Below are 21909 nucleotides of genomic sequence, written 5' to 3'. Positions count from 1 at the left end.
TACACCTCCAATTAAGCTTATTCATCTATGTCCTGCATCTTGGGTTTTTTCGGCTTGGATTCAAATCTTACAGGCTGATTTGATCTCATTTGCAGGGGGCGCGTGGTCTGTGTCTCTAAAGGAAGACGGATAAAAGCATCCTTTAAATCCTTGAACCGGAAAGGATACAGAGGTTCGAGATAGGGTCTTCCAAGAGATGTAAGTTTTAATAAATGTCCAAGCATGCAAGCAAAGCAGACAGCCAGTCCAACCAATCCTAACAGCTGAGCCATGATCAGAAAGGGAAAACGAATTAATCGAATGGTATTGCTCATTTGATAGATAGGTGTGGTAAAAGAGGCTAAAGCACTTAGAGCCACAATGATTAATAGGACGTTGCTCGTGAGTCCTGCTTCCACTGCTGCGGTTCCGATAACAATCCCTCCTACAATCCCGATAGTTTGGCCAATTTTTGTCGGTAGTCTTGCTCCAGCTTCCCGAAGCAATTCAATCGTGATCTCAAGGATAACAGCTTCTAAAATGGGAGGGAAAGGAATCCCGCTTCGGGAAGAGACTAATGTATTTAACAGATCCTGCGGTATCATTTCATAATGGTAAGTAAGAATGGCGACATATGCGGGTGTCGCTAAAACAGAAAAAATCACCGCAAATATCCGGATTAGCCGAAAAGCAGAAGCGATATGCCAGGTGATAAAGTAATCTTCTGTAGCTGAGAAAAACTCAATAAATGTGGTTGGCCCAGTTAATGCATGAGGAGAACCATCTGCGAGAATAATTATTTTGCCCTCCACAAGACTGCCAGCAACCCGATCGGGACGTTCGGTATCGATTAATTGCGGAAATGGCGAGTGCGGATTATCCGTAATCAGCTGATTAATAAATGAACTGTCAATCACTTGGTCATACTCAATCGCCTGAATCCTCTGCATGACGGTTTGAATATTATCCTCATCAGCAACCCCCTTGATGTAGATCACGGCTACACGAGTTTTTGTTAGCTTCCCAACGTGTAATTCTTTAATAGTCAAGTCAAGGATAGGCAGCCGGGATCGTATTAAATTCAAGTTAGTATCTAACGATTCAACAAAACCTTCTTTAGGCCCAACCACACTGTACTCTGTTTCGGGAATAGAGATTTGCCGCTTCTCTTCAAGCGGCGCAGGCAGCAATAAATAGGAATCCAGGTCGTTTTCGAGATGAAATAGGACAAATCCAGTTAAGAGCTTTTCCTGAACCTCATTTAAATCTGTCGTCAATATTGGATTCTCAATAGGTACAGCACATGAAATTTCCGCTAGCGAGGAAACCTCTTTTTCCTGCACATTCGAAAGGATCTCCTGATGAAGCATATCAGCATCTACTAATGTCTTAAAGTAGGATATGGTAACCATTTGCTTGGGATCATATTTATAAGTTAAGAAATCCTTTGATTGCTTACATTTTTCAAGAAGCTGGGACAGCTCAGGACGAAGGGACTCGCGTTTTTTTATGGGAAATTTTTTTCTCATCCATCCTGTCCTCCTTTTCTTTTTTTAGAGGAAAAATCCTCTTAGTGCGAAATAATAATAATATTGTTAAAAAAAACAAAAAAAGTTTAGATGGAAATAAAAATCCAATATATAATATAAGAATGCTAAGACATTTCTTGTAGTTGGTATATAGAAAATATTTATTTAAAGTAAAGATTGTTTTTCAAAAATAGCTTCTCCAAACGGGGAATCAAGTATACAAAAATACAGGATAGTTATATAGCTAAGAACAAAGGAAAGAGTTTAGAGGGGGTTATGAGTTGAAGCATTCAGAAATTATAGATTCTGACGAAAAAAGCCAAGTGCACCAATCAGTCGATTTTATTGTCACAATAGGTCAAGGAGGGCACTTGCGCTATGCTAATCCTTCATTTAAAAAGTGGCTTGGAACCGATCGAGATAAAACTCATTTTGATTGGTACGAAACGATTCATTCTGATGATTTAGCAAACGTTACAGATAAATTAGATCGATGCAGAGAAAACCGATCTGACGAGATTCTATTCATTCGTATCATGAATCATCAGGGAAAATATCGCCGTATGATTTGGCAATTTACATACAATGATAAAGACGGCGCCTATATTGGCATAGGAAAAGAGGCAATTAAGAAAAACACCAAATCATTTATTTCCACGTTTCTCAATACAACAAGAGAAGCTTTAGCTATCTTAAGTCCACAAGGGCATGTTATTAAAGTAAATAAAGGGTTTGAAGAGCTCTATGGCTGGAAACTTGAAGAGATAGAGGGGAAAGAGCTGCCGATTGTTCCTATACAATTCATGGATGAATATCATAGTGTGAAAGAAAAGACGATGGCTGGTAGCACTGTCAATGAACATCAAACCATTCGGCAAAAGAAAGATGGCACGCTTATTTATATTAATTTATCCACAGCACCGATCTATAATGAAGCGGGTCAGCTGCTGGGAATCATAGGGATTACTCGAAATGTGACGGAACAGGTCAAAACGTCTTTGCTGTTAAACCAAAAAGCGGCAGAGCTCAAAGTGAACGAGATGAAATTTCTTGAAATCGCTGAAAATATAAATGAGATCTTTTCTGTATACGACGTGGAGAAGAAAAAAGTCATTTATATTAGCCCCTCTTATGAAAGAATTATGGGTCATTCTGTCAATAAAATATATAAAGATCCTCGAGCTTTTATAGATACGATCCATCCTGAAGATCAAAAGGAATGCATGGAATTTATTAAAGGGAATTCACAGCAGGAAATTGAGTATCGGGTGATCCATAAAGATGGCTCGATTAAATGGATGAGATCAAGGGTGGCGGTTAAAACAAATAGTGACACTCCATTTAGATTGAGCACCATTACTCAAGATATTACCACGCTGAAAGAAAAGGAGTTTCTTTTAAGCAAGAGGGACAAGCTAGGTGTAGTAGGCCAATTAGCAGCAGGCATTGCCCATGAAGTCAGAAATCCTTTGACAGCTGTCAAAGGGTTTGTGCAAATTTTAGGGGAAGAAACAAATAATAAGTATACACAAATTATCTTGTCTGAACTTGACCGAATCGAATCCATCATGCAGGAGTTTCTGTTACTTGCTAAGCCTAATCAAGATTTCTTTTTTGAAAAGGCGGATCTTAATCAAGTGATTAGAGAATCGGTAGAGTTCCTGCAGCCAGAAGCCTTGCTTTATAAGACAGAGCTAAAAATGGATCTTCATAATCTTTCTAAATTAGTTCGGCTTGAGAAAAAGCAAATCAAGCAAGTCATATTTAATTTAATTAAGAATGCGATCGATTCTATGCCAGACGGAGGAGTCGTGTGGGTTAAAACCATTGAATATGATGAGGAGTATGTTGGTATTCAAGTGATTGACCAAGGATTGGGGATCGCGCCAGACAGGATTACTAGGCTCGGAGAACCATTCTTTTCCAATAAAGAAAAGGGAACCGGCTTAGGTTTAATGGTCAGCTTCAAAATTATTGAAAATCATAGCGGAAAGATTTTCTTTACTAGTGAAGAAGGGCAAGGGACAAAGGCAGAGATCTTATTGCCTTATATTTAAAATGAGTTCGAAATAAAGCATCACGAGTGGTCTATGGCGGCTCGTGAGCAGAAAAAATAAAATGATAACGCTTCCAATAATGTTGGAATCAACGTAATATGGTAATAAAGGACAGAGCAAAGGCATAAGGGAGTGTACTCATGAAGAAAGATCAGATGAAGATGGAAACAAGCGTTATTCACAGCGGGTATGATTCAAAAGATTATTTAGGAAGCTTGGCGACACCAATTTTTCAGACGTCTACCTTTACATTTGAAACAGCGGAGCAAGGGGAAAGCAGATTTGCCGGTGAAGAAGAGGGCTATATTTATTCAAGGCTTGGCAATCCGACCGTTCGGTCATTGGAAGAGCGAATTGCGGCATTAGAAGAAGCCGAAGCTGGGCTTGCTTTTGGATCAGGGATGGCTGCCGTATCAGCGATTCTTTTGTCACTGACTAAAGCGAATGATCATGTGATCTGTTCGGATGGAATCTATGGCTGCACATACGGCCTGCTAAAGCTAATGAATGAAAAGTACAATATTTCCACAGATTTCTGTGCGATGCAAACGGCTGAGCAGATCGAACAATTGATTCGTCCAGAAACAGCTTGTATTTATATAGAAACACCGATTAACCCAACAATGAAAATAGTCGATTTAGAATTAGTTGTGAAAGTGGCTAAAGCTCATGGCATTCCAGTAGTAGTAGATAATACCTTTTCTTCTCCATATTTGCAAAAGCCTATACCGTTAGGCTGTGATGTGGTCATTCATAGTGCAACGAAATATATTGGAGGGCACGGCGATGTGATCGCAGGTCTTGTTGCGGGGAAAAAAGAATTCATCCAGCACGTGGCTATGACTACTTTGAAAGATGTAGGCGGAGTCATTTCACCATTTGACGCCTGGCTGCTGCTTAGAGGGGTGAAGACACTCCCTGTACGCATGGATCGTCATTGTGATAACGCTCATTTTGTCATGGAGCAGCTTAAAAAGCATCCATTTGTTAAAGGTGTTTATTACCCGGGAGATTCAGAGCACGCAGATTATAGCGTCGCTAAGAAACAAATGAGAGCAGGCGGCGGAGTCATCGCTTTTGACATCCGGGGCACAAAGAAAGAAGCGCAAGCGGTCTTAAATCACCTTTCCTTAATCAAGATTGCTGTAAGTCTTGGTGATACTGAGTCACTCATTCAGCATCCGGCTACCATGACTCATTCTGGCATTCCAGAAGAGGAGAGAAATAAAATGGGAATTACGGATCAGCTCATTCGCCTGTCCGTTGGTTTGGAAGCGAAAGAGGATATATGGGAAGACCTGAAGCAGGCTTTGGATCAAGTTCAGTCAAATTAAAAAAACAGGCAGCTCTAGATGTGAGCTGCCTGTTTTTTTAGGATTAAACCCCGACTAATTCTTTATTGACAGCAGGAAGGTTCACAATTTCCTGAACTTCACTGCCTTCAAGTGTTTCTTTCTTCAGAAGAGCATCTACGAGCAATTCAAACTGATGGTCATGCGTCCGGATCAATGCTTCTGATTTTTCCAATGCTTTTTGGAAAAGCTCTTGCATCAATACATCGCGATCCGCTTTGCTGAACGTTAATGTAAAGCTGTCTTGCAGGACGCCTGTATCTACCATTTGCTCAATAATCTTCTTCGCTTGCTGCACATCTCCGCTGACGCCGATGCTATGTTCACCAAGGTACATTCTTTCAGCTACACCACCCGCAAGAATCATGGAGACTTGATCCATTAGCTCGCTTGCCGTGGAAAGATGCATTTCCTTAGGAATCGGTGCCACATAACCTAGAGCTTGTCCACGTGGAATGATCGTTGCTTTCCTAACCGATCCCGGTTTCGTTGCTGCCTGAACTAAGGCATGACCCGCTTCATGAATGGCCACACGCCGTTTCGTTTCAGGGTCTTGCAGCGAACGCGAGGTGCTGCCAAGAATCGTGCGGTCTAGCGCATAATCGAGGTCGCTTTTCTCAATGATGTGGCGCCCTTTTCTAATAGCGCTGCGGCTAGCTGTTTCAAACAGCGAGTGCAGTTCGGCACCGGAAAATCCTGAAGTGCTTTCAGCTAATTCGCCAAGTGAAGCTGCTACACTTTCTTCAAGCTGCTTGCCCTTTACATGAATATCAATAATTTCTCTTCTTCCTTTTGTATCCGGAAGCGGAACAAGGAAGGAGAAGTCAATACGGCCGGGACGCAGGAAAGCTTCATCTAACATATCTTTTCTGTTAGTGGCCGCAATAAATAAAATATTGTCATTAGCATATCCGCCATCCAGCTGAACAAGCAATTCAGTCAATGTTTTTTCGCCTTCTTCACCGCCATGAGCTTTGCGGCGTCCGGCTAAAGCATCCACTTCATCAATAAAGATAACAGCAGGAGCTTGCTTTCTCGCTTGCTCAAACAAACTGCGCACTCGGGAAGCACCGACACCAACGAATAATTCGGTAAATGCAGATCCGCTTGCTGAGAAGAAGCTTGCATTTAAATCTCTAGCAATCGCTTGAGCGAGCAGAGTTTTTCCTGTTCCAGGCGGTCCGTAAAGCAGTATGCCTCGCGGTGCCTTAAGACCAACTTTAGATGATTGTTCCGGCTCTTTCATAATAGCCAGTGTCTGAAGAATCTCTTCTTTCATTTCATCCGAAAGTCCGCCGATGTCATCCATCGTAACAGACGGCAGCGGTCTTGCTTTTGAGACCGTATTTTTCATCGATCTTGCGGTGCTTTCGCCGCCTTTTCCTCTTCTGTTCATATAATAGGCGATAGCGATCAAGAGGAGAATAACGCCGCCAATCATCCAGCCTTCATAGGCATTGCTATTAGAATAAGAGTAAGTAATATTGTATTTTTCAATGAGCTTATCTGCTGAGAGAGTGCCCGGTGATATATGTGAAGTGTATTCTCCATCTTGTGTGTGGAGGATCAGTGTTCCATCAAATTTTTCTACGAGAGAAACAGATTGTCCATCTTGCTCTTGAATAATCTTTTCTAATGAAGAATAGGGAACGGTCTTTGTTTGATCAGTGTCTATTATTATCCAAAAGATGCACGCAGCTACTACTAGAAATCCTAAAGCATAAGGAAGTATTTTCTTCGTGAAATTGGATGGTAAATTCAATAACTTCACTCCTTAGAGAATATATTTACCATTATAAAAGGTTAAAAATATTAATAAATAGGAAAATAGAACTATATATTGTGGAGATTATATGAAAAAAGTATTTATAGTTAGCGAGCTGTCCGAAATATTTATGGCTACAAGCAGCTGTTTTAAGATTGCGTTTATATCAAGTATAAATTTTCCTTGTACAGCCAATAACAAAAGCTGAAGGGGGTATTTATTATGAAGGGAATAGTCTTATTTAATAAAGGAATACACGCTCCAAGTCAGAATGGTACTCTTACTAGTATAAATAATTGGCTGTTTCAAGCAGGTATACAGCCAGTTAAACTGAATCGATTTCAATTTAATGCTTTTTATACGATTCCGCATGCCTTATTATATGATTTACAGAAATCAGATCTGTACTTAGACTGCCTTGTAATTGATTCCTTTCTTTCTGTAGAAACATTTATTCACATTTTTCCTGAAAAGTGGGTGCTGTTGACGAGCTATTTTCAAAAGGTAATCTTTCTTCAAGATTTAGACATGACTGGACAAGCTTAAGCAGAATGGTTTTGTTTTCTGAATAAAAAATGCTATGATAAAGCGTAAGTCATTATACATAAAAGGAGATGTTTCTTATGGCAAAAAAAGGATATATCTTAATGGAAAACGGCGAGAAAATTGAATTCGATCTATTTGATGATGCAGCGCCAAATACGGTAGCAAATTTTGAGAAATTAGCAAACGATGGTTTTTATAACGGTGTAGTATTCCACCGCGTCATCCCTGGTTTTGTTAGCCAAGGTGGAGATCCTACAGGAACTGGTATGGGCGGCCCTGGCTACTCTATCGATTGCGAAACAGAAGGCAATCCTTACAAGCATGAAGCTGGAAGCCTTTCAATGGCTCATGCCGGCAAAAACACGGGCGGAAGCCAATTCTTCATCGTTCATGAACCACAGCCGCATTTAAACGGTGTTCACACGGTGTTTGGTAAAGTAACTTCTGGTCTTGAAACGGCTAAAGCAATGAAAAACGGCGATAAAATGGAAAAAGTAGAAGTATTTGAAGCATAATTGAAATCGAACAGAAATCTGCTGGTTTAGCGGGTTTCTGTTTTTTTTGTGGGAAAAGATTTGGGAAAAGGACGAGCGCCGTTAGAAAGTGAAAAGCCGCCGATAGAATTCGAAAAGCCGCCGATAGAATTCGAAAAGCCGCCGTTAGAAAGTCCAAACCCGCCGATAGAACCCCACACGCTGCTAAACGAACTCAATATTTTACTGAAAGTCTCCTTTTAAGAGAATGAGCAGCCGTTTCATTTGTCCCGACGAAACTTTAACCGGTATGATAGTAGTAATAAAAGATAAAGAGGTGTTTCCATTGAAAATTGAAGTATGGTCAGATTATGTGTGCCCATTCTGTTACATAGGGAAAAGACGTTTAGAAGAAGCGATTGAATCCTTTCCACATAAAGACAATATCCAAGTCGTGTTTAAAAGTTTTGAATTAGATCCAGGCGCTGATCGTGATTTGAAAGTAGGCATTCATGAGAAGCTGGCTGCTAAATACAATATGACCATCGATCAGGCGAAAAACTCAACGAAGGAAATGGAAAAACAAGCAAAAGCTGCAGGATTGGATTTTCAGTTTGACGGTATGGTTACGGCCAATACATTGGATGCTCACCGTTTGGCTAAATACGCAGAGGTGCAAGGCAAAGATAAAGAGGTAGCTGAACTGTTGTTAAAAGCTTATTTTACTGAAGCAAAACATATTGGAGAACTAGACGTTCTGTTAGAAATTGCTGAAAAAGCAGAGCTTGATCGATCGGAAACGTCGAAAGTCTTAGAGAGTGGTCAGTTTACTGAAGAGGTGCGTGCAGATGAACAAGCTGCACAGCAAATGAGTGTCCGGGGTGTTCCGTTTTTTGTGCTGAATCAAAAGTATGCGATCTCTGGAGCGCAGCCCGCAGCTGTGTTCCAAGATGCCCTAAAAAAGGTTTGGGAAGAAGAACAGGCGTCACCTCAAATTCAACATTTGTCTTCCGATCAGCAAGAAGTATGCACTGAGGATGGATGCGACATACCAGAGAATAAATAATCGAGGCTCATAGGTTTGACGCTTTTCTTTTTCATAGAAAATAAAGGTATTATTTACTATTTTGTAGAAGTATGTCTTGAAGCACTTAATGTCAAAAGAAATATTTTTCGATTTTATTTTCATCAGAAATATTTTTTGTGCTATTCAAATTTTTAGTGAAAGGGAGAGTGTACGAATGACGGTGACTTCAACAACAACCCTAAAGAACTTTATTAATGGCCAATGGATTGATGCCCAAACGGATTCTTATGAACAGGTGCCTAATCCGGCGACAGGAGAGATTTTGGCGGAAGTGCCTATTTCAACGCAGGAAGACGTTAATCAAGCGGTAGCTGCGGCAAAAGCAGCTTTTAAAACCTGGAGTAAAACGCCGGTTCCAAAAAGAGCCCGGGTCATGTTTAAATATCAGCAGCTGCTGATTGATCACACAGATGAATTGGCAAAAATCATTACGCAGGAAAACGGCAAAAATACGAAAGAAGCGCTCGGTGAAGTGCAGCGCGGAATTGAATGCGTGGAATTTGCGGCCGGAGCTCCTACTTTAATGATGGGAAGCCAGCTGCCGGATATTGCAACAGATATCGAATCCGGCATGTATCGTTACCCTGTCGGTGTAGTTGGAGGCATCACGCCGTTTAACTTCCCGATGATGGTTCCATGCTGGATGTTTCCTCTGGCCATTGCGACAGGAAATACATTTGTATTAAAGCCTTCGGAACGGACGCCGCTTTTAGCTAACCGCTTGGCAGAGCTATTAAAAGAAGCTGGATTGCCGGACGGCGTGTTTAACATTGTCCATGGGGCACATGATGTGGTGAATGGATTATTAAATCATAAAGACGTACCGGCTATTTCATTCGTCGGTTCACAGCCGGTTGCTGAATATGTCTATAAAACCGCTGCAAATAATGGCAAGCGTGTTCAAGCATTGGCGGGAGCGAAGAACCATTCCATCGTTATGCCAGAAGCGGATTTAGACATTGCCGTCAAAGAAATCATCAATGCGGCATACGGTTCAGCAGGCGAGCGATGCATGGCGTGTTCCGTAGTGGTGGCAGTGGGCGATGTGGCAGACAAACTAATCGAACGTCTGAATCAGGCAGCAGATGGACTTACAATGGGAGACGGCCTGGATGAAAATGTCTTTTTAGGACCTGTCATTCGTTCGGAGCATAAAGAAAAAACAGCCGGATACATTCAGTCTGGTGAACAAGCTGGAGCTGTATTGGTGAGAGATGGACGGAAAGATGAATGTCATTTGGAAAAAGGATATTTTATCGGACCGACCATTTTTGATCAAGTGAAACCGGATATGAAAATTTGGAAAGAAGAAATTTTCGCGCCGGTACTATCCATCGTTCGTGTGGACAGCTTAGAAGAAGCAATTGAGCTGACGAATCAGTCAGACTTTGGAAATGGAGCTTGCTTATTTACCACGAGCGGTCATGATGTTCGCTACTTCCGTGAAAATATTGAAGTGGGCATGCTCGGAGTAAACATTGGCGTGCCGGCTCCAATGGCGTTCTTCCCATTCTCAGGCTGGAAGAATTCTTTCTACGGTGACTTGCACGCGAATGGCCAAGACGGAGTCAATTTCTATACGAGAAGAAAAATGCTTACCGCTAGATGGTAATTTTCCGCCCCCGGTGAAGATCTCTTCGCCGGGGGTTTTCTTTTTTGTCAGAACCACTGAAAAAGGTATAATAGGAAGCAAATATTTTTGTTTGACAGGAGCTGTGAAAATGGATTTACACTTACAAGGTAAACACGTACTCATTACAGGCGGATCAAAAGGGATTGGCAAGGCAATTGCTAAAGCATTTGTTTCAGAAGGGGCGATTGTTTCCATTGCGGCGCGCGGGGAAGAGGCGCTTCTGCAAACAAAAGAGGAACTGGGTGGAAGCATGACAATTTTTCCAGTGGATATCACGGATGCTGATGCACGGGAGCGATTGATTCAAACCTACATAGAGCAGCATGGAACGATTGATGTTTTAGTTAATAATGCAGGCGGCAGCAATGGAAGCCAAGCGATGGATACAGATATGGAATTATTTCATCAAGCCATGGAATTAAACTACTTTTCAGCTGTACATTTAAGTAAGCTGGCTGCCGAGGAGATGAGAAAGAACGGTGCGGGTGCCATCATTAATATCACATCGATTTTTGGAAGAGAAAGCGGCGGGAAAGTGACTTATAATAATGCTAAATCAGCGCTGATCAGTTTTACGAAATCTTTCGCTGATGAGGTGATTAAGGATGGCATTCGAGTCAACAGTGTCGCACCGGGAAGTATTTTGCATGAAACAGGCAACTGGAAAAAACGCCTCGAGGCAAATCCGGAAGCGATCAACAAGTTTGTAGAAGATGAAATTCCAGCCGGCCGGTTCGGTACACCGGAAGAAGTGGCAAACGTGGTGGCCTTTCTAGCTTCGGAAAAAGCCTCTTGGGTGGTGGGCGCCAGTTTGAATGTAGATGGCGGACAATCGCGGATGAATTTTTAACTGGTGAAATATACTAACAAACACCCCCAATCGTTTTTGGGGGTGTTTGTTGTAGAAACTTTTTTATACCATTAACAGCATGGGGCAGGTTTAGGGGGTTGAACTTTCGAGAAATTTATTTTCATTTTGACCCGATCAAACCAACTAGTATTTGGCAAGTCTTTCTGATATTTAGTCTGTGATATATAATGTTCCAGTTCTCTCTTTTTTTCGTTCATATGAATTTCATAGTCATGCATCATTTTCTTCGCTCCCTATATCAATTTTTTTTGATTAATTAACCATGGCTTATCTCAGCAGGATGGCCGGAATAAGCAGCAAAGCTCTTCAGATAAAAGGTGATTAATAATTGGCTGGTTTAGCTGGTAGTAGCTCCATGTACCTTTTGTTTCTTTGGTCACGAGGTCTGCATCCAGTAGAATCTTTAAGTGGTAAGACAATTTAGACTGAGGCATATCCATCTTTTCACTCAAATCACAGACGCATTCCGAGCCTGCTTCGCATAAAAGATTTAAGATTTTTAAGCGCTGCTGATCCGCTAATGCTTTAAACTTCTTTTCATATTCAACAAGAGAATCAGATTCAGACAATTGTATAGGTTTCATAATAACCACTCCTTAATCAATATTTTTTGATATATTCACATCATATGCTAAAGTTTGGTAAAAAACAACTATTAAATCAAAAAAATTGATTTAATAACTCGTGTAAATTGATGATTCTTTCCAAAAGTGCCCGTATTCTTTCCGATATGCAGGTTATTCTTTCTAATAAGTAAAATAATCTTTCCAAACTCAGCGTTATTCCTGCCAAAATAGAGAATAATCCGTCCAACACATAGATTGACGCTAATACATAAGTAGTTTATTATATAAGCAATTAATTATATAAAGACAGGAGGTGCTTGGAAATGGTGATCACATCAGTTGATATAGCGAAAGCTTCTGATATTTTAAAGCTTCTAGGTGATAAGACGCGGCTCTCGATGGTGAAGACACTTGATTCGGAAGATGTATGTGTCTGCGAATTTGTTGCACTTTATGAAATGAGCCAGCCCGCGGTTAGCCAGCATTTGCGGAAATTAAAAGACTTTGGACTGGTGAATGAAAAGAAAAGAGGGCAGTGGAAGATCTTTTCTTTGAACAAAGAAAGCGAGTATTATCCATTTGTTCAAAGCTTGCTTGCTCATTTGCCAAGCCAAGAAGATCGTTTAGCAGAACTTGCTCAAAAAGGGTTGCGCATTTCTTGTGAATAATCGAGCGGTCAGACACGTGTAAAAAAGAAAAGAGGGTTAGACAGTGAGTTCAGTTATTTTCGCTTCAATTATTTTTCTATTGACGTTAGTTCTCGTCATTTGGCAGCCGAAGAATCTGTCTATTGGCTGGTCTGCAGTTGGAGGAGCACTCCTTGCGCTTGTTTTCGGAGTTGTTGACTTTAATGACGTCGTAGATGTGACACAAATCGTATGGAATGCGACGCTTGCATTTATTGCGATCATCATTATCTCGTTAATTTTAGATGAAATTGGCTTTTTTGAATGGTCCGCCTTACATATGGCCAGAGCCGCGGGCGGGAATGGATTAAAGATGTTTGTGTATGTATCCTTTCTCGGAGCGCTAGTTGCGGCTTTATTCGCCAATGACGGAGCGGCGTTAATTTTAACCCCGATCGTTCTTGCGATGGTTCGGGCATTGAAATTTGATGAAAAAATGGTCTTTCCGTTTATTATGGCGAGCGGATTTATTGCCGATACGACCTCACTTCCTTTAGTCGTATCCAACTTGGTGAATATCGTCTCAGCAGATTTCTTTGGTATCGGATTTGTCGAATATGCTTCAAGAATGATTGTACCGAACTTCTTCTCGTTGTTCGCAAGTATTCTTGTGCTGTATCTGTATTTCAGAAAACAAATACCAAAAAACTATGAAGTAAAAGATTTAAAACAGCCGTCTGAGGCCATTAAAGATCATCGGATGTTCCGTCTTTCATGGATCGTACTTGGTGTGCTATTAGTTGGTTATTTCGCCAGCGAATTCTTAAGCATTCCTGTTTCCATTATTGCAGGAATCGTGGCAATCTTTTTCTTAATCATGGCCAGAAGAAGCCCGGCTGTTCAAACAGCGCAAGTGGTGAAAGGTGCGCCATGGGCGATCGTGTTTTTTTCCATTGGCATGTATGTCGTTGTTTACGGTCTTAGAAATGCCGGTTTGACGGATGTGCTGGCTGATGTCATTCGCATGGGAGCGGATCAAGGACTGTTTGCGGCTACGATGTCCATGGGATTCATTGCGGCGATTCTGTCTTCAGTGATGAACAATATGCCGACAGTAATGATCGATGCCTTGGCGATTCAAGCAACAGGAACAACTGGCACGATTAAAGAAGCGTTGATTTATGCCAACGTAATCGGGTCTGACCTCGGGCCGAAAATTACGCCAATCGGTTCCTTGGCCACGCTTTTATGGCTTCATGTCTTGAGTCAAAAAGGCGTAAAAATTGGCTGGGGCACGTACTTTAAAACGGGTCTCATCTTAACGGTTCCGACTTTATTTATTACCTTATTTGGCTTATACATCTGGCTGTTAATCATTTAATTAATCAAGAGTTGTGTATAAATCTCAACTGAGGCTTTACTATATAACAATACTTACAATAGGCAATCAAGCCAATACAAAGGAGCGAATCCATCATGACTAAAAAAACAATTTATTTTCTATGCACAGGAAACTCTTGCCGAAGCCAAATGGCGGAAGGATGGGCGAAACAGCATTTAGGAAACGAGTGGAATGTTTATTCAGCAGGAATTGAAGCACACGGGTTAAACCCCAATGCAGTAAAAGCAATGAAAGAAGCAGGAATCGATATTTCTAGCCAAACGTCGGACATCATCGATCCCGAAATTTTAAACAATGCAGACCTAGTGGTGACACTATGCGGAGATGCAGCAGATAAATGTCCGGTTACGCCTCCAACTGTCAAACGCGTTCATTGGGGATTTGATGATCCAGCGAAAGCAGAAGGAACAGAAGAAGAGAAATGGGCGTTTTTCCAAAGAGTCCGTGATGAAATTGGTGAGCGTATCGACCGTTTTGCGAAAACAGGTGAGTAATAGAAAGGGGAAATAAACATGAAAAAAGTTGAAATCTTCGACCCGGCTATGTGCTGTTCAACGGGTGTATGCGGACCGAGTGTAGATCCTGAGCTGACTCGTGTAGCGGCTGCCGTTTCTTCTTTAGAGAAAAAAGGGTATTCCATTGTACGTTACAATCTAGCCAATGATCCAGCTGCCTATGCAGATAATCAAACAGTAAACACCATTCTTCATGAAAAAGGACCGGATGCATTGCCAGTGGTCATGGTTGACGGTCAGGTGGAATTAACAGGAACATACCCTTCAAATGAACAGTTAGCAGAGTGGTTTGCGGTGTCTCCTGAGGAATTAAAAGGAGAGAAACCTCGGATCCGTTTAACATTAAAGACGTCTCAAAATCAGTAAGGAGCGATTCATATGTTTCCTTTATTTAACCCTGACACTTCCGTTCAAACACCTTTTTTATTTTTCACAGGAAAAGGCGGGGTCGGAAAAACGACTGCGGCAAGCTCTACTGCTGTAGCTCTTGCGGATGCTGGCAAGAAAGTGCTGATTGTCAGTACAGATCCAGCTTCCAATTTACAAGATGTATTTGAAGTGGAATTGTCCAACGATCCAAAGCCCGTTCAAGGTGTTGCCAATTTGTTCGCCTGCAATTTAGACCCAGAAGAGGCGGCAAGGTCTTACCGTGATAAAATAATCGGCCCCTATAAAGATAAACTGCCAGATTCTGTGGTTGCTTCGATGGAAGAACAATTATCAGGGGCTTGTACAGTAGAAATTGCAGCTTTTGATGAGTTTACTAATTTACTTTCTAACGAAGAACTGATTCGAGACTTCGATCATATTATTTTTGATACGGCACCGACTGGTCACACGCTGCGTTTATTGCAGCTGCCAAATGCCTGGACCGATTTTTTAGAGGATAACACTCATGGTGCTTCCTGTTTAGGACCGCTGTCCGGTCTAAGTGCAAAGAAAGATCTTTATGCAAAGACGGTAAAGGCTTTATCTAACCCTGATCAAACGACATTAATTCTAGTTGCAAGGCCGGATGCATCTTCACTGGCAGAAGCGGATCGTGCGGCCAATGAATTGAAACCAATCGGCTTAAAGAACCAGGTTCTAATCATCAATGGATTAATGGAAAATTATAAAGCGGGAGATCCGATCGCTGAAGCTTTCCATCAGCGGCAGCAGAAGGCGATTGAGAAGTTGCCTTCGGGATTAAATGAACAGACGATTTATTATCTGCCGTATGTTTCTTTTTCTATTACGGGCATTCAGCAGCTCCGCCGATTTTCGTCACAGAAAGATGAAGAGTCACCAGCAGCGGCTTCTGAACCAAAAGAAGACCTCGTTCTACCTGGTCTGAAAGCCGTAGTAGATGATCTATCAGAAAGCGGCAAACGGGTGATCTTCACTATGGGGAAAGGGGGAGTCGGTAAAACGACCGTTGCTGCGGCTATCGCGGTTGGATTGTCTGAAAAAGCGCATCGAGTACACTTAACGACAACCGATCCAGCTGCTCACCTTGACTATGTAATGGGGGATCGCAGAGAGGAACACTCTTTATCCATCAGCCGCATTGACCCTAAACAAGAAGTAGATCGCTACAAGCAAGAAGTGTTGAATCAAGCGAGTCCGGATTTAGACGAGGAAGGTCTTGCCTATTTAGAAGAGGACTTGAATTCGCCATGTACAGAAGAAATTGCGATTTTTCGCGCATTTGCCGATGTCGTGGCCAAAGCAGATGAGGAAATTGTAGTTATTGATACGGCACCGACTGGACACACATTGCTGCTGCTTGATTCTACCGAGACCTACCATAAAGAAATGGAACGGTCTACTGGAAATGTATCCGACAATGTGAAAAAGCTGCTTCCTCGTTTAAGAAATCCTGAAGAAACAGGAGTCATCATTGTGACACTGGCTGAAACGACCCCTGTATTAGAAGCTGAACGCCTGCAACAGGATTTAAAACGCGCAGCTATTCAGCCGGCCTGGTGGGTCATTAATCAAAGTCTGTATGCGACGAATACGAGTGATCCAATTCTTGCTGGCAGGGCGGCATCCGAAATGAAATGGATTCGTTACACCAGTGACTTGATGCCGGAGAAAACAGCTATTATACGGTGGGCAGCTGAAGAAAAAATTGGCTACGATCAAATGAAAGAGCTTATTTTATAAGGAAAGGGAGAGAAGAAATTGATTATTACCGATACAGCAAAAGCCGTGTTAGAAGAAGTGTTAAAAGAAAATAAAGCAGAAGGCATCCGTTTTTATTCTGAAGCCGGGGGATGCTGCGGACCGCAAGTGGGTCTGTCACTTGATGCACCTGAGGCCAAAGACAGAATCGAAGTGATCAATGGAATCCAAGTCGCTCTTGATGAAGAAGTGGCTCCGTTGGCAACGGATCTAACATTGGATCACCAGGAAGCAGGCGACCAAGCAGGATTTGTTCTGCTTGGCGTGAGTGATTGCTGCTAAGATCAATTATTTTTAAAAGAAATATATATAGCTGCACCCCTATTGTCAGTCAACACGATATTAGGGGTGCAGTTTTTTATATTGAAGGCGGCTTTATAGAAAGCAAATATTTGGGTATATATAAAGAGTTTCAGATCATGTAAATAATATGAAGGCGGGTGGATAGAGTGTCAAGAAATACATTTTTTGTCTTTTTTCTAGGCTTCTCAATAGGTGCGCTTATTTTAGGGTTCATAAAAGGTGAGTTTAATTGGTCGACATGGATTGGAATGATTGCAGGACTGACCTTCTTATATTTGATTATTAATATGATAAAAAAATAGAATGATATGCAAGTATTTTACAGAAAATTTCCTCTATATCGACAATATTGGCAGGAATTTTTTCAATCATAGAGAATGATCAATAGTAAGTCATATAATGAGGTGAATAGGTATGGAAGAAACTAGGTACGAAATAGGAATGAAAAAATTTAGAGAATATACAGCTAATTTGCCTGAGGCAGCAGTCGGGCAAAAAATGAGTGATCCGCTAGATTCAGTGGCGCCAGAATTTAGAAAATGGATTATCGAGTTTGCTTATGGAGACATCTACAGCCGGCCGCATCTTGATAATAAAGAACGAACGTTGATCGTGATTGCCTCTCTAGTTACACAGGGAATGACGACACAAATCGCCACTCATATTAAAAGAGGGCTCGTAGCAGGATTAACTAAGGAACAAATTAGTGAATGTATCATTCAGTTAATCCCTTACACTGGTTTTCCTAAAGTACAGCAGGCGTTAACCACTGCTAAAAGTGTATTTGATGAATCTAACCAATAAGAATACATATAAATGATAAGAATGAGGGGCTGTCTGCTAATGATTAAGTTTAGCAAAGAGGCAGTCCCATTCTCATGCCATAAAAATGGAGATGGGTTATAAAATGGAGTGGATGTTTTCGTGAAGACATGGATTGTATTTATTGTGAGTTTCTTAGCACTTGATCTGTATTTCCAGCTATCCGTCCAGTGGGCGCCGAATGTAGTTTGGAAATTAGCTGCTATAGGTTTGTTTTTCCCGTTTGTTTATTTCGTGATGAAGTGGACCAACAAAGGCGGGTTTAGAGAATTAGGTCTTCATTTTCATGCAAAATGGAGGCGGAATTTACTTTATGGATTTCTAATCGGCTTTTCTTTTTGGGCGAATAAATACGGCATAGAATACGCTTTCGGGGCTTTTGAAATAAAAGGAATAAATGCTGGACCAGATATGGGTTGGATGACTTTAGAAATTGTAGGAGGATTCTTTTTAGGCTCACTAGTGAACGATTTGATCGTACGGGGCTTTGTATTTGCTCAATTAAAAGATAAACTATCGATCCCGCGAATTTTCGTGCTCTCTGTCTTTCTGTATTCAATGGAGGATATTTGGATGGAAGGATTTAGTCTCGGAAATACCATATTTTCAGTTGTTTTAGGCCTGTCTTTAACCTATGCATTTATGTACACAGGCTCCATTTGGGCCAATACCGGCTTGCACTGGGGGTTGAACGTTTGCTATGGAATGTTTAACGGCATGGTGGGCGATGGCGGCGGAGGTATCTTCATCATTGAAAATGGGACTAATACGATTGCTTCTGAACTAACGGGATATATCATTCCGTTGCTCATGTTCTTTTTTGTATGGAAATTTCGTGCGATTTTTTGTGAAAGTTTGACAGCTGATGAGCCTCCTGAAGTAAAAAAGGCTCTCACATCCTAATATTAAGGGAGCTGCATTATGAAAAAAATTATATTAACGCTCGTCGCTGTGGCAATCGGTTTCTTACTTAGTGCTTGCAGCAGCGAAGAGCCTAAAAGTCAGAAAGGATATTTAACAATCGAACCGTCTCAGTTGTTTGTCGGCGACACGAAAAAATTAGAGCCGCACATGGGATTAATAGGAGGAGCGGTGCATTTGAAATATGACGGGGATTATAAAATTCTTCAAACTAAATATGAAATATGGGAAAAAGGAAAGTTAACCAAATCATCGAACGCGTTTGGAACTTCCTTTGAAGAAGGTCTTGACGATGAGTTGACATTTTCTTTGAAAACCAATGAGAACATGTTTGATGCTGTTTTGGCTGTCTCATCAAATAAAAAAGGCTACAGTTCTTCTCATTTTTCCGTACCGAAATTTAATGAAGAGTATGCGTATGGACCTGTTCCTATTGAAGAGTCGATCAAAGTGAAAGAAGGAAAGGATGAAGCCATGTGGGGGCTGATCGCGAATAAAGATGGCCGGATCTCCTCGGAAGGTGATATAAATAAAGCAGCTAAAGTAGCGGATTGGGCGTTTGTTGTTAAGGTATCTATTGAAGAAGAAATGAAATAATGAACACTTTAACAGCTTGAGAGAATAAAATAGATTGCCACTCTTGATAGTTGTGCAACAAAACATATATAAAAGAACCACTCACAAAAATTAACAATGAGTGGTTCTTTTCTTTGGAGAAAGAATTAGCTGTTTGCTTTCTGCAAGCCCTGTGAATTGACTAAGTCTCGATACATCGCGTGCTGATCGTATAGTTCTTCGTGTGTACCCGTTCCAGTCACTTCACCGTTTTCAAAGAAAATGATTTGATCGGCGTGAAGAACGGTAGACAGTCTGTGAGCGATAACGACCGATGTTCGTCCTTCCATTAGCTTGATCAGTGCCTCTTGAATTAAATTTTCAGAAGCAGCGTCCAAGCTTGATGTGGCTTCATCAAGTAAAAGCAGCTCAGGGTCTGCGATTAAGGCTCTGGCAATAGCAATCCTTTGGCGCTGGCCTCCTGAAAGCTTCATCCCTCTTTCGCCAATTTCAGTTTGATAACCATCGGCCAGATCTTCAATAAATGGGTGTGCATTAGCTAAGACCGCCGCTTCAACAACTCTCTCCATAGGAACTGACTCATCTAATCCATAGCAGATATTTTCATAAATCGTGCCGGATAATAACGGACTTTCCTGCGACACATAACCAATGGACTTTCTCCAAAAAGCTAGATCAAACGCCTCTGCAGGACGTTCTCCAAGCAGAATTTCTCCTGCATCTGGCTGGTAAAATTGTTCAATTAATGCGAACAGAGTCGTTTTTCCGCCGCCGCTTGGTCCTGTAATCGCCGTTGTCTTTCCAGGAGGAATCGTAAATGAGACGTCTTTAATAATGTGCTGCTCTTTTGAGTAGCTAAATGATACCCGGTTAAAGTGCAGAGGATCATTGCTCCATTCCTTCAAGCCTCCTTGGTCAAGCGGCTCTAGGGACATTTTGATTATTTCTTGAATACGTTCCGTTGCCCCGGCTGCTTTTTGAAAAGCGGTGAAGGAAGAAGCCATTTGTGTAAAGGGAACAATGATTTGAAACAAATAAAAGATAATCGCTACAAGCGTGCCGGCAGAGAGTGCACCTTCAGATACCCGCACGCCGCCATACCCTAAAATGACAACGAGAACAGCCATAATGATAAATGTCATGACAGGTGAAATGATGGAAAGGATTTTTGCTTCTTTTAAGCCAAGTGTGTAGAGAGAGTCAATGCCATTATTTCCTTTGACCTCCTCTTTATTCTCCGCGTGGAAGGACTTCACCAATCTGATTTCGGACAGTGTCCGGCCAAGAAGTCCGGAGAAATTAGAGGTTTCATCTTGAGTACGCCGAGAAATCTTATACATCATGGCGCCAAGTGGCCGAATAATCAGCAACATGACCGGAACACTTGTCAGCATAATAAGTGTCATTTTCCAATCAAGCACAAGCAGGAATGCGATGGAACCGATTATGGAAATGATTCCGGTGATCACATTAATTAAATGGCCGGTAATTAAATTCTTTAGTGCCCCAGTATCCTGCGTAATCCGGCTCATAGTCTGCCCAGTCTCATGGCTGTCAAAGTAACTGACAGGTAAGCGCAGTACGTGTCCCCATAAGCGGTTGCGCAGCTGTTTGACAATGGTCTCTCCGATTTTAGATAAGAGATAGTAGGAAAACCCACCCGAGATTCCTTGAAGCAGAAAGACGGTAATGAGTATGGCGATTCCCTGCCATTGAAAAGTCTCTCCAGTCAATCCATCGACGAGGCGCATCGTGAAAAGAGGGACTGCGAGTTTAAAGAAAGTTTCGGCTAAAGCAAGAATAAGTGCAATGATCACCAGTTTTCTTGGCCAATGAATGGATTGCAGAAATGCCCAAAGTGAACGCAGGGAAGAGCGAGAGGCTTTTGATTCGTCTCTCTTCATCTTTTAGCCTCCCAGTAATATTCTGCCGCCTCTTGAAACCACTTCGTTTCTTGTTCGGATAAAGGGTATGGAAAGAGTGCTTCTTCCTGATCGATCGCTTGGTTTAACTCTTCTAGATCATCCTGTTCGCGGACAGAATTTAACGGGAAGTAAGCGGAGATTTCCGTAATAAATTCATGAATAAATTGCTCGGCCACCGGCTCATTTGGAGCAACGGATTGCTTCATTAACTCCTGCATGGCTAAAAGCTTATTGACATATATCTTCTCGATCTCAATTTTATCAGCATCTGAAATATGTAAGATAGGCTTCAAGTTTTCTGGCATTTTATCCGCCAGTACTTCCATTTGCTTGTTTTCTAACTGAGCATTTCGCACAAACGAAAATAGAATGGAATCATTTACGTTCTCATTCCCATCAAGAAGGGCCGCTGTATGTTCAATAGAGCGAATCCTTTGCTGCAATTCAAGCTGTTTTTTCTCTAATAATTTCTTTTGCCATTGCAGGGATTCCTTTAACGTTCCGCGATCCGCATGCAAAAGCTTTTTCATTTCGTCTAACGGGTAGCCTAAGTATTTTAATGTAGAGATCTTGACCACTGCGGCAAGTTCTTTATCGCTATATTTGCGCCGTCCAATTGCATCGATGTGCGCTGGTTTCAGCAGTCCAATTTCATCATAATAATGGAGCGTCCGAATCGTCATGCCTGTTTTCTTGGCGAATTGTCCAATGGAATACATATATTTCACCCTTTCGTTACTTCTATGATAAATCATAATGTAACGTCAGATACAAATATTTTTTCAAAGAAAA

22 protein-coding genes are annotated in these 21909 nt (G+C 41.5%); 17 read left to right on the top strand and 5 right to left on the bottom strand.

All coding sequences use genetic code 11. From position 1 onward, the window contains the following. Positions 1–17: 17 nt before the first annotated feature. Complete coding sequence (locus tag JOC78_RS01625; protein ID WP_204552371.1) at positions 18–1508, bottom strand: spore germination protein; 1491 nt, start codon at positions 1506–1508, stop codon at positions 18–20. Positions 1509–1789: 281 nt separating this feature from the next. Between JOC78_RS01625 and JOC78_RS01620 the strand changes: the two genes are divergently transcribed. Then, positions 1790–3565 (top strand): PAS domain S-box protein, encoded by a 1776-nt coding sequence (locus JOC78_RS01620; protein ID WP_204552369.1) that lies wholly within the window; start codon positions 1790–1792, stop codon positions 3563–3565. A 140-nt stretch (positions 3566–3705) separates the two neighbouring features. After that, positions 3706–4899 carry a methionine gamma-lyase gene (gene megL / locus JOC78_RS01615; RefSeq protein WP_204552367.1) on the top strand — a complete coding sequence of 398 codons (1194 nt, stop codon included), beginning with the start codon at positions 3706–3708 and terminating at the stop codon, positions 4897–4899. A 43-nt stretch (positions 4900–4942) separates the two neighbouring features. Here megL and JOC78_RS01610 read toward each other — a convergent pair whose 3' ends face one another. After that, the gene (locus JOC78_RS01610) at positions 4943–6679 is read right to left on the bottom strand and encodes an AAA family ATPase (RefSeq protein WP_204552365.1); all 1737 of its coding nucleotides are present in this window, start codon (positions 6677–6679) and stop codon (positions 4943–4945) included. A 225-nt stretch (positions 6680–6904) separates the two neighbouring features. Between JOC78_RS01610 and JOC78_RS01605 the strand changes: the two genes are divergently transcribed. From JOC78_RS01605 to JOC78_RS01580, 6 genes are all read left to right on the top strand, one after another. After that, positions 6905–7228 (top strand): hypothetical protein, encoded by a 324-nt coding sequence (locus JOC78_RS01605; RefSeq protein WP_204552363.1) that lies wholly within the window; start codon positions 6905–6907, stop codon positions 7226–7228. 77 nt (positions 7229–7305) lie between these two features. Beyond that, the gene (locus JOC78_RS01600; RefSeq protein WP_204552361.1) at positions 7306–7743 is read left to right on the top strand and encodes a peptidylprolyl isomerase; all 438 of its coding nucleotides are present in this window, start codon (positions 7306–7308) and stop codon (positions 7741–7743) included. Positions 7744–7803: 60 nt separating this feature from the next. Continuing rightward, entirely contained in the window at positions 7804–7965 is a 162-nt protein-coding gene (locus JOC78_RS01595; RefSeq protein WP_204552359.1) for a hypothetical protein, read from the top strand. 82 nt (positions 7966–8047) lie between these two features. Beyond that, positions 8048–8767, top strand: coding sequence for a DsbA family oxidoreductase (locus JOC78_RS01590; protein ID WP_204552357.1), 720 nt, complete (start codon positions 8048–8050; stop codon positions 8765–8767). A gap of 175 nt (positions 8768–8942) precedes the next feature. Continuing rightward, the gene (locus JOC78_RS01585; RefSeq protein ID WP_204552355.1) at positions 8943–10400 is read left to right on the top strand and encodes a CoA-acylating methylmalonate-semialdehyde dehydrogenase; all 1458 of its coding nucleotides are present in this window, start codon (positions 8943–8945) and stop codon (positions 10398–10400) included. A gap of 109 nt (positions 10401–10509) precedes the next feature. Next, on the top strand, positions 10510–11271 hold the full coding sequence (locus tag JOC78_RS01580; protein ID WP_204552353.1) for an SDR family NAD(P)-dependent oxidoreductase: 762 nt from the start codon (positions 10510–10512) through the stop codon (positions 11269–11271). Between the two features lie 293 nt (positions 11272–11564). Here JOC78_RS01580 and JOC78_RS01575 read toward each other — a convergent pair whose 3' ends face one another. Next, on the bottom strand, positions 11565–11876 hold the full coding sequence (locus tag JOC78_RS01575; protein ID WP_204552351.1) for an ArsR/SmtB family transcription factor: 312 nt from the start codon (positions 11874–11876) through the stop codon (positions 11565–11567). A 305-nt stretch (positions 11877–12181) separates the two neighbouring features. On the opposite strand from JOC78_RS01575, the gene JOC78_RS01570 reads away from it, so the two are divergent. From JOC78_RS01570 to JOC78_RS01530, 9 genes are all read left to right on the top strand, one after another. Next, a complete protein-coding gene (locus JOC78_RS01570) occupies positions 12182–12526 on the top strand; it encodes an ArsR/SmtB family transcription factor (protein WP_204552349.1) in 345 nt (114 codons plus the stop codon). Between the two features lie 43 nt (positions 12527–12569). Continuing rightward, entirely contained in the window at positions 12570–13865 is a 1296-nt protein-coding gene (locus JOC78_RS01565) for an arsenite/antimonite efflux transporter (RefSeq protein ID WP_204552347.1), read from the top strand. Positions 13866–13960: 95 nt separating this feature from the next. Next, complete coding sequence (arsC, locus tag JOC78_RS01560; RefSeq protein ID WP_204552345.1) at positions 13961–14380, top strand: arsenate reductase (thioredoxin); 420 nt, start codon at positions 13961–13963, stop codon at positions 14378–14380. Positions 14381–14398: 18 nt separating this feature from the next. After that, positions 14399–14767, top strand: a complete 369-nt coding sequence (gene arsD, locus JOC78_RS01555) for an arsenite efflux transporter metallochaperone ArsD (protein WP_204552343.1) — start codon at positions 14399–14401, stop codon at positions 14765–14767. Between the two features lie 12 nt (positions 14768–14779). Continuing rightward, complete coding sequence (gene arsA, locus JOC78_RS01550) at positions 14780–16552, top strand: arsenical pump-driving ATPase (RefSeq protein ID WP_204552341.1); 1773 nt, start codon at positions 14780–14782, stop codon at positions 16550–16552. An 18-nt stretch (positions 16553–16570) separates the two neighbouring features. Then, positions 16571–16852 (top strand): adhesin, encoded by a 282-nt coding sequence (locus tag JOC78_RS01545; RefSeq protein WP_204552339.1) that lies wholly within the window; start codon positions 16571–16573, stop codon positions 16850–16852. 435 nt (positions 16853–17287) lie between these two features. Continuing rightward, positions 17288–17677: a carboxymuconolactone decarboxylase family protein gene (locus JOC78_RS01540; RefSeq protein ID WP_204552338.1), complete on the top strand. Its 390-nt coding sequence runs from the start codon at positions 17288–17290 to the stop codon at positions 17675–17677. A 120-nt stretch (positions 17678–17797) separates the two neighbouring features. Next, entirely contained in the window at positions 17798–18598 is an 801-nt protein-coding gene (locus JOC78_RS17695) for a CPBP family glutamic-type intramembrane protease (RefSeq protein WP_204552336.1), read from the top strand. An 18-nt stretch (positions 18599–18616) separates the two neighbouring features. Next, positions 18617–19213: a membrane lipoprotein lipid attachment site-containing protein gene (locus tag JOC78_RS01530; RefSeq protein WP_204552334.1), complete on the top strand. Its 597-nt coding sequence runs from the start codon at positions 18617–18619 to the stop codon at positions 19211–19213. 125 nt (positions 19214–19338) lie between these two features. Here JOC78_RS01530 and JOC78_RS01525 read toward each other — a convergent pair whose 3' ends face one another. Together JOC78_RS01525 and JOC78_RS01520 are read right to left on the bottom strand one after the other, a co-directional pair. After that, a complete protein-coding gene (locus JOC78_RS01525) occupies positions 19339–21096 on the bottom strand; it encodes an ABC transporter ATP-binding protein (RefSeq protein WP_204552332.1) in 1758 nt (585 codons plus the stop codon). Further along, positions 21093–21836 (bottom strand): MerR family transcriptional regulator, encoded by a 744-nt coding sequence (locus JOC78_RS01520; RefSeq protein WP_204552330.1) that lies wholly within the window; start codon positions 21834–21836, stop codon positions 21093–21095. Before JOC78_RS01520 ends, JOC78_RS01525 begins: the two co-directional genes overlap by 4 nt. Positions 21837–21909 lie beyond the last annotated feature (73 nt).

Source organism: Bacillus ectoiniformans, assembly GCF_016908875.1.
Lineage (GTDB): Bacteria > Bacillota > Bacilli > Bacillales > Domibacillaceae > Bacillus_BX > Bacillus_BX ectoiniformans.
The sequence above is the reverse complement of the archived record's forward strand: the minus strand, read 5'-3'. Positions and strand labels throughout refer to the sequence as shown.

What these genes read in the sequence shown, in the direction of transcription:
- JOC78_RS01625 (WP_204552371.1), bottom strand. Translation starts at nt 1,508, where the DNA reads ATGAGAAAAAAATTTCCCATAAAAAAACGCGAGTCCCTTCGTCCTGAG.
- megL (WP_204552367.1), top strand. Translation starts at nt 3,706, where the DNA reads ATGAAGAAAGATCAGATGAAGATGGAAACAAGCGTTATTCACAGCGGG.
- JOC78_RS01605 (WP_204552363.1), top strand. Translation starts at nt 6,905, where the DNA reads ATGAAGGGAATAGTCTTATTTAATAAAGGAATACACGCTCCAAGTCAG.
- JOC78_RS01600 (WP_204552361.1), top strand. Translation starts at nt 7,306, where the DNA reads ATGGCAAAAAAAGGATATATCTTAATGGAAAACGGCGAGAAAATTGAA.
- JOC78_RS01585 (WP_204552355.1), top strand. Translation starts at nt 8,943, where the DNA reads ATGACGGTGACTTCAACAACAACCCTAAAGAACTTTATTAATGGCCAA.
- JOC78_RS01580 (WP_204552353.1), top strand. Translation starts at nt 10,510, where the DNA reads ATGGATTTACACTTACAAGGTAAACACGTACTCATTACAGGCGGATCA.
- JOC78_RS01575 (WP_204552351.1), bottom strand. Translation starts at nt 11,876, where the DNA reads ATGAAACCTATACAATTGTCTGAATCTGATTCTCTTGTTGAATATGAA.
- JOC78_RS01570 (WP_204552349.1), top strand. Translation starts at nt 12,182, where the DNA reads ATGGTGATCACATCAGTTGATATAGCGAAAGCTTCTGATATTTTAAAG.
- arsC (WP_204552345.1), top strand. Translation starts at nt 13,961, where the DNA reads ATGACTAAAAAAACAATTTATTTTCTATGCACAGGAAACTCTTGCCGA.
- arsD (WP_204552343.1), top strand. Translation starts at nt 14,399, where the DNA reads ATGAAAAAAGTTGAAATCTTCGACCCGGCTATGTGCTGTTCAACGGGT.
- arsA (WP_204552341.1), top strand. Translation starts at nt 14,780, where the DNA reads ATGTTTCCTTTATTTAACCCTGACACTTCCGTTCAAACACCTTTTTTA.
- JOC78_RS01540 (WP_204552338.1), top strand. Translation starts at nt 17,288, where the DNA reads ATGGAAGAAACTAGGTACGAAATAGGAATGAAAAAATTTAGAGAATAT.
- JOC78_RS01530 (WP_204552334.1), top strand. Translation starts at nt 18,617, where the DNA reads ATGAAAAAAATTATATTAACGCTCGTCGCTGTGGCAATCGGTTTCTTA.
- JOC78_RS01525 (WP_204552332.1), bottom strand. Translation starts at nt 21,096, where the DNA reads ATGAAGAGAGACGAATCAAAAGCCTCTCGCTCTTCCCTGCGTTCACTT.
- JOC78_RS01520 (WP_204552330.1), bottom strand. Translation starts at nt 21,836, where the DNA reads ATGTATTCCATTGGACAATTCGCCAAGAAAACAGGCATGACGATTCGG.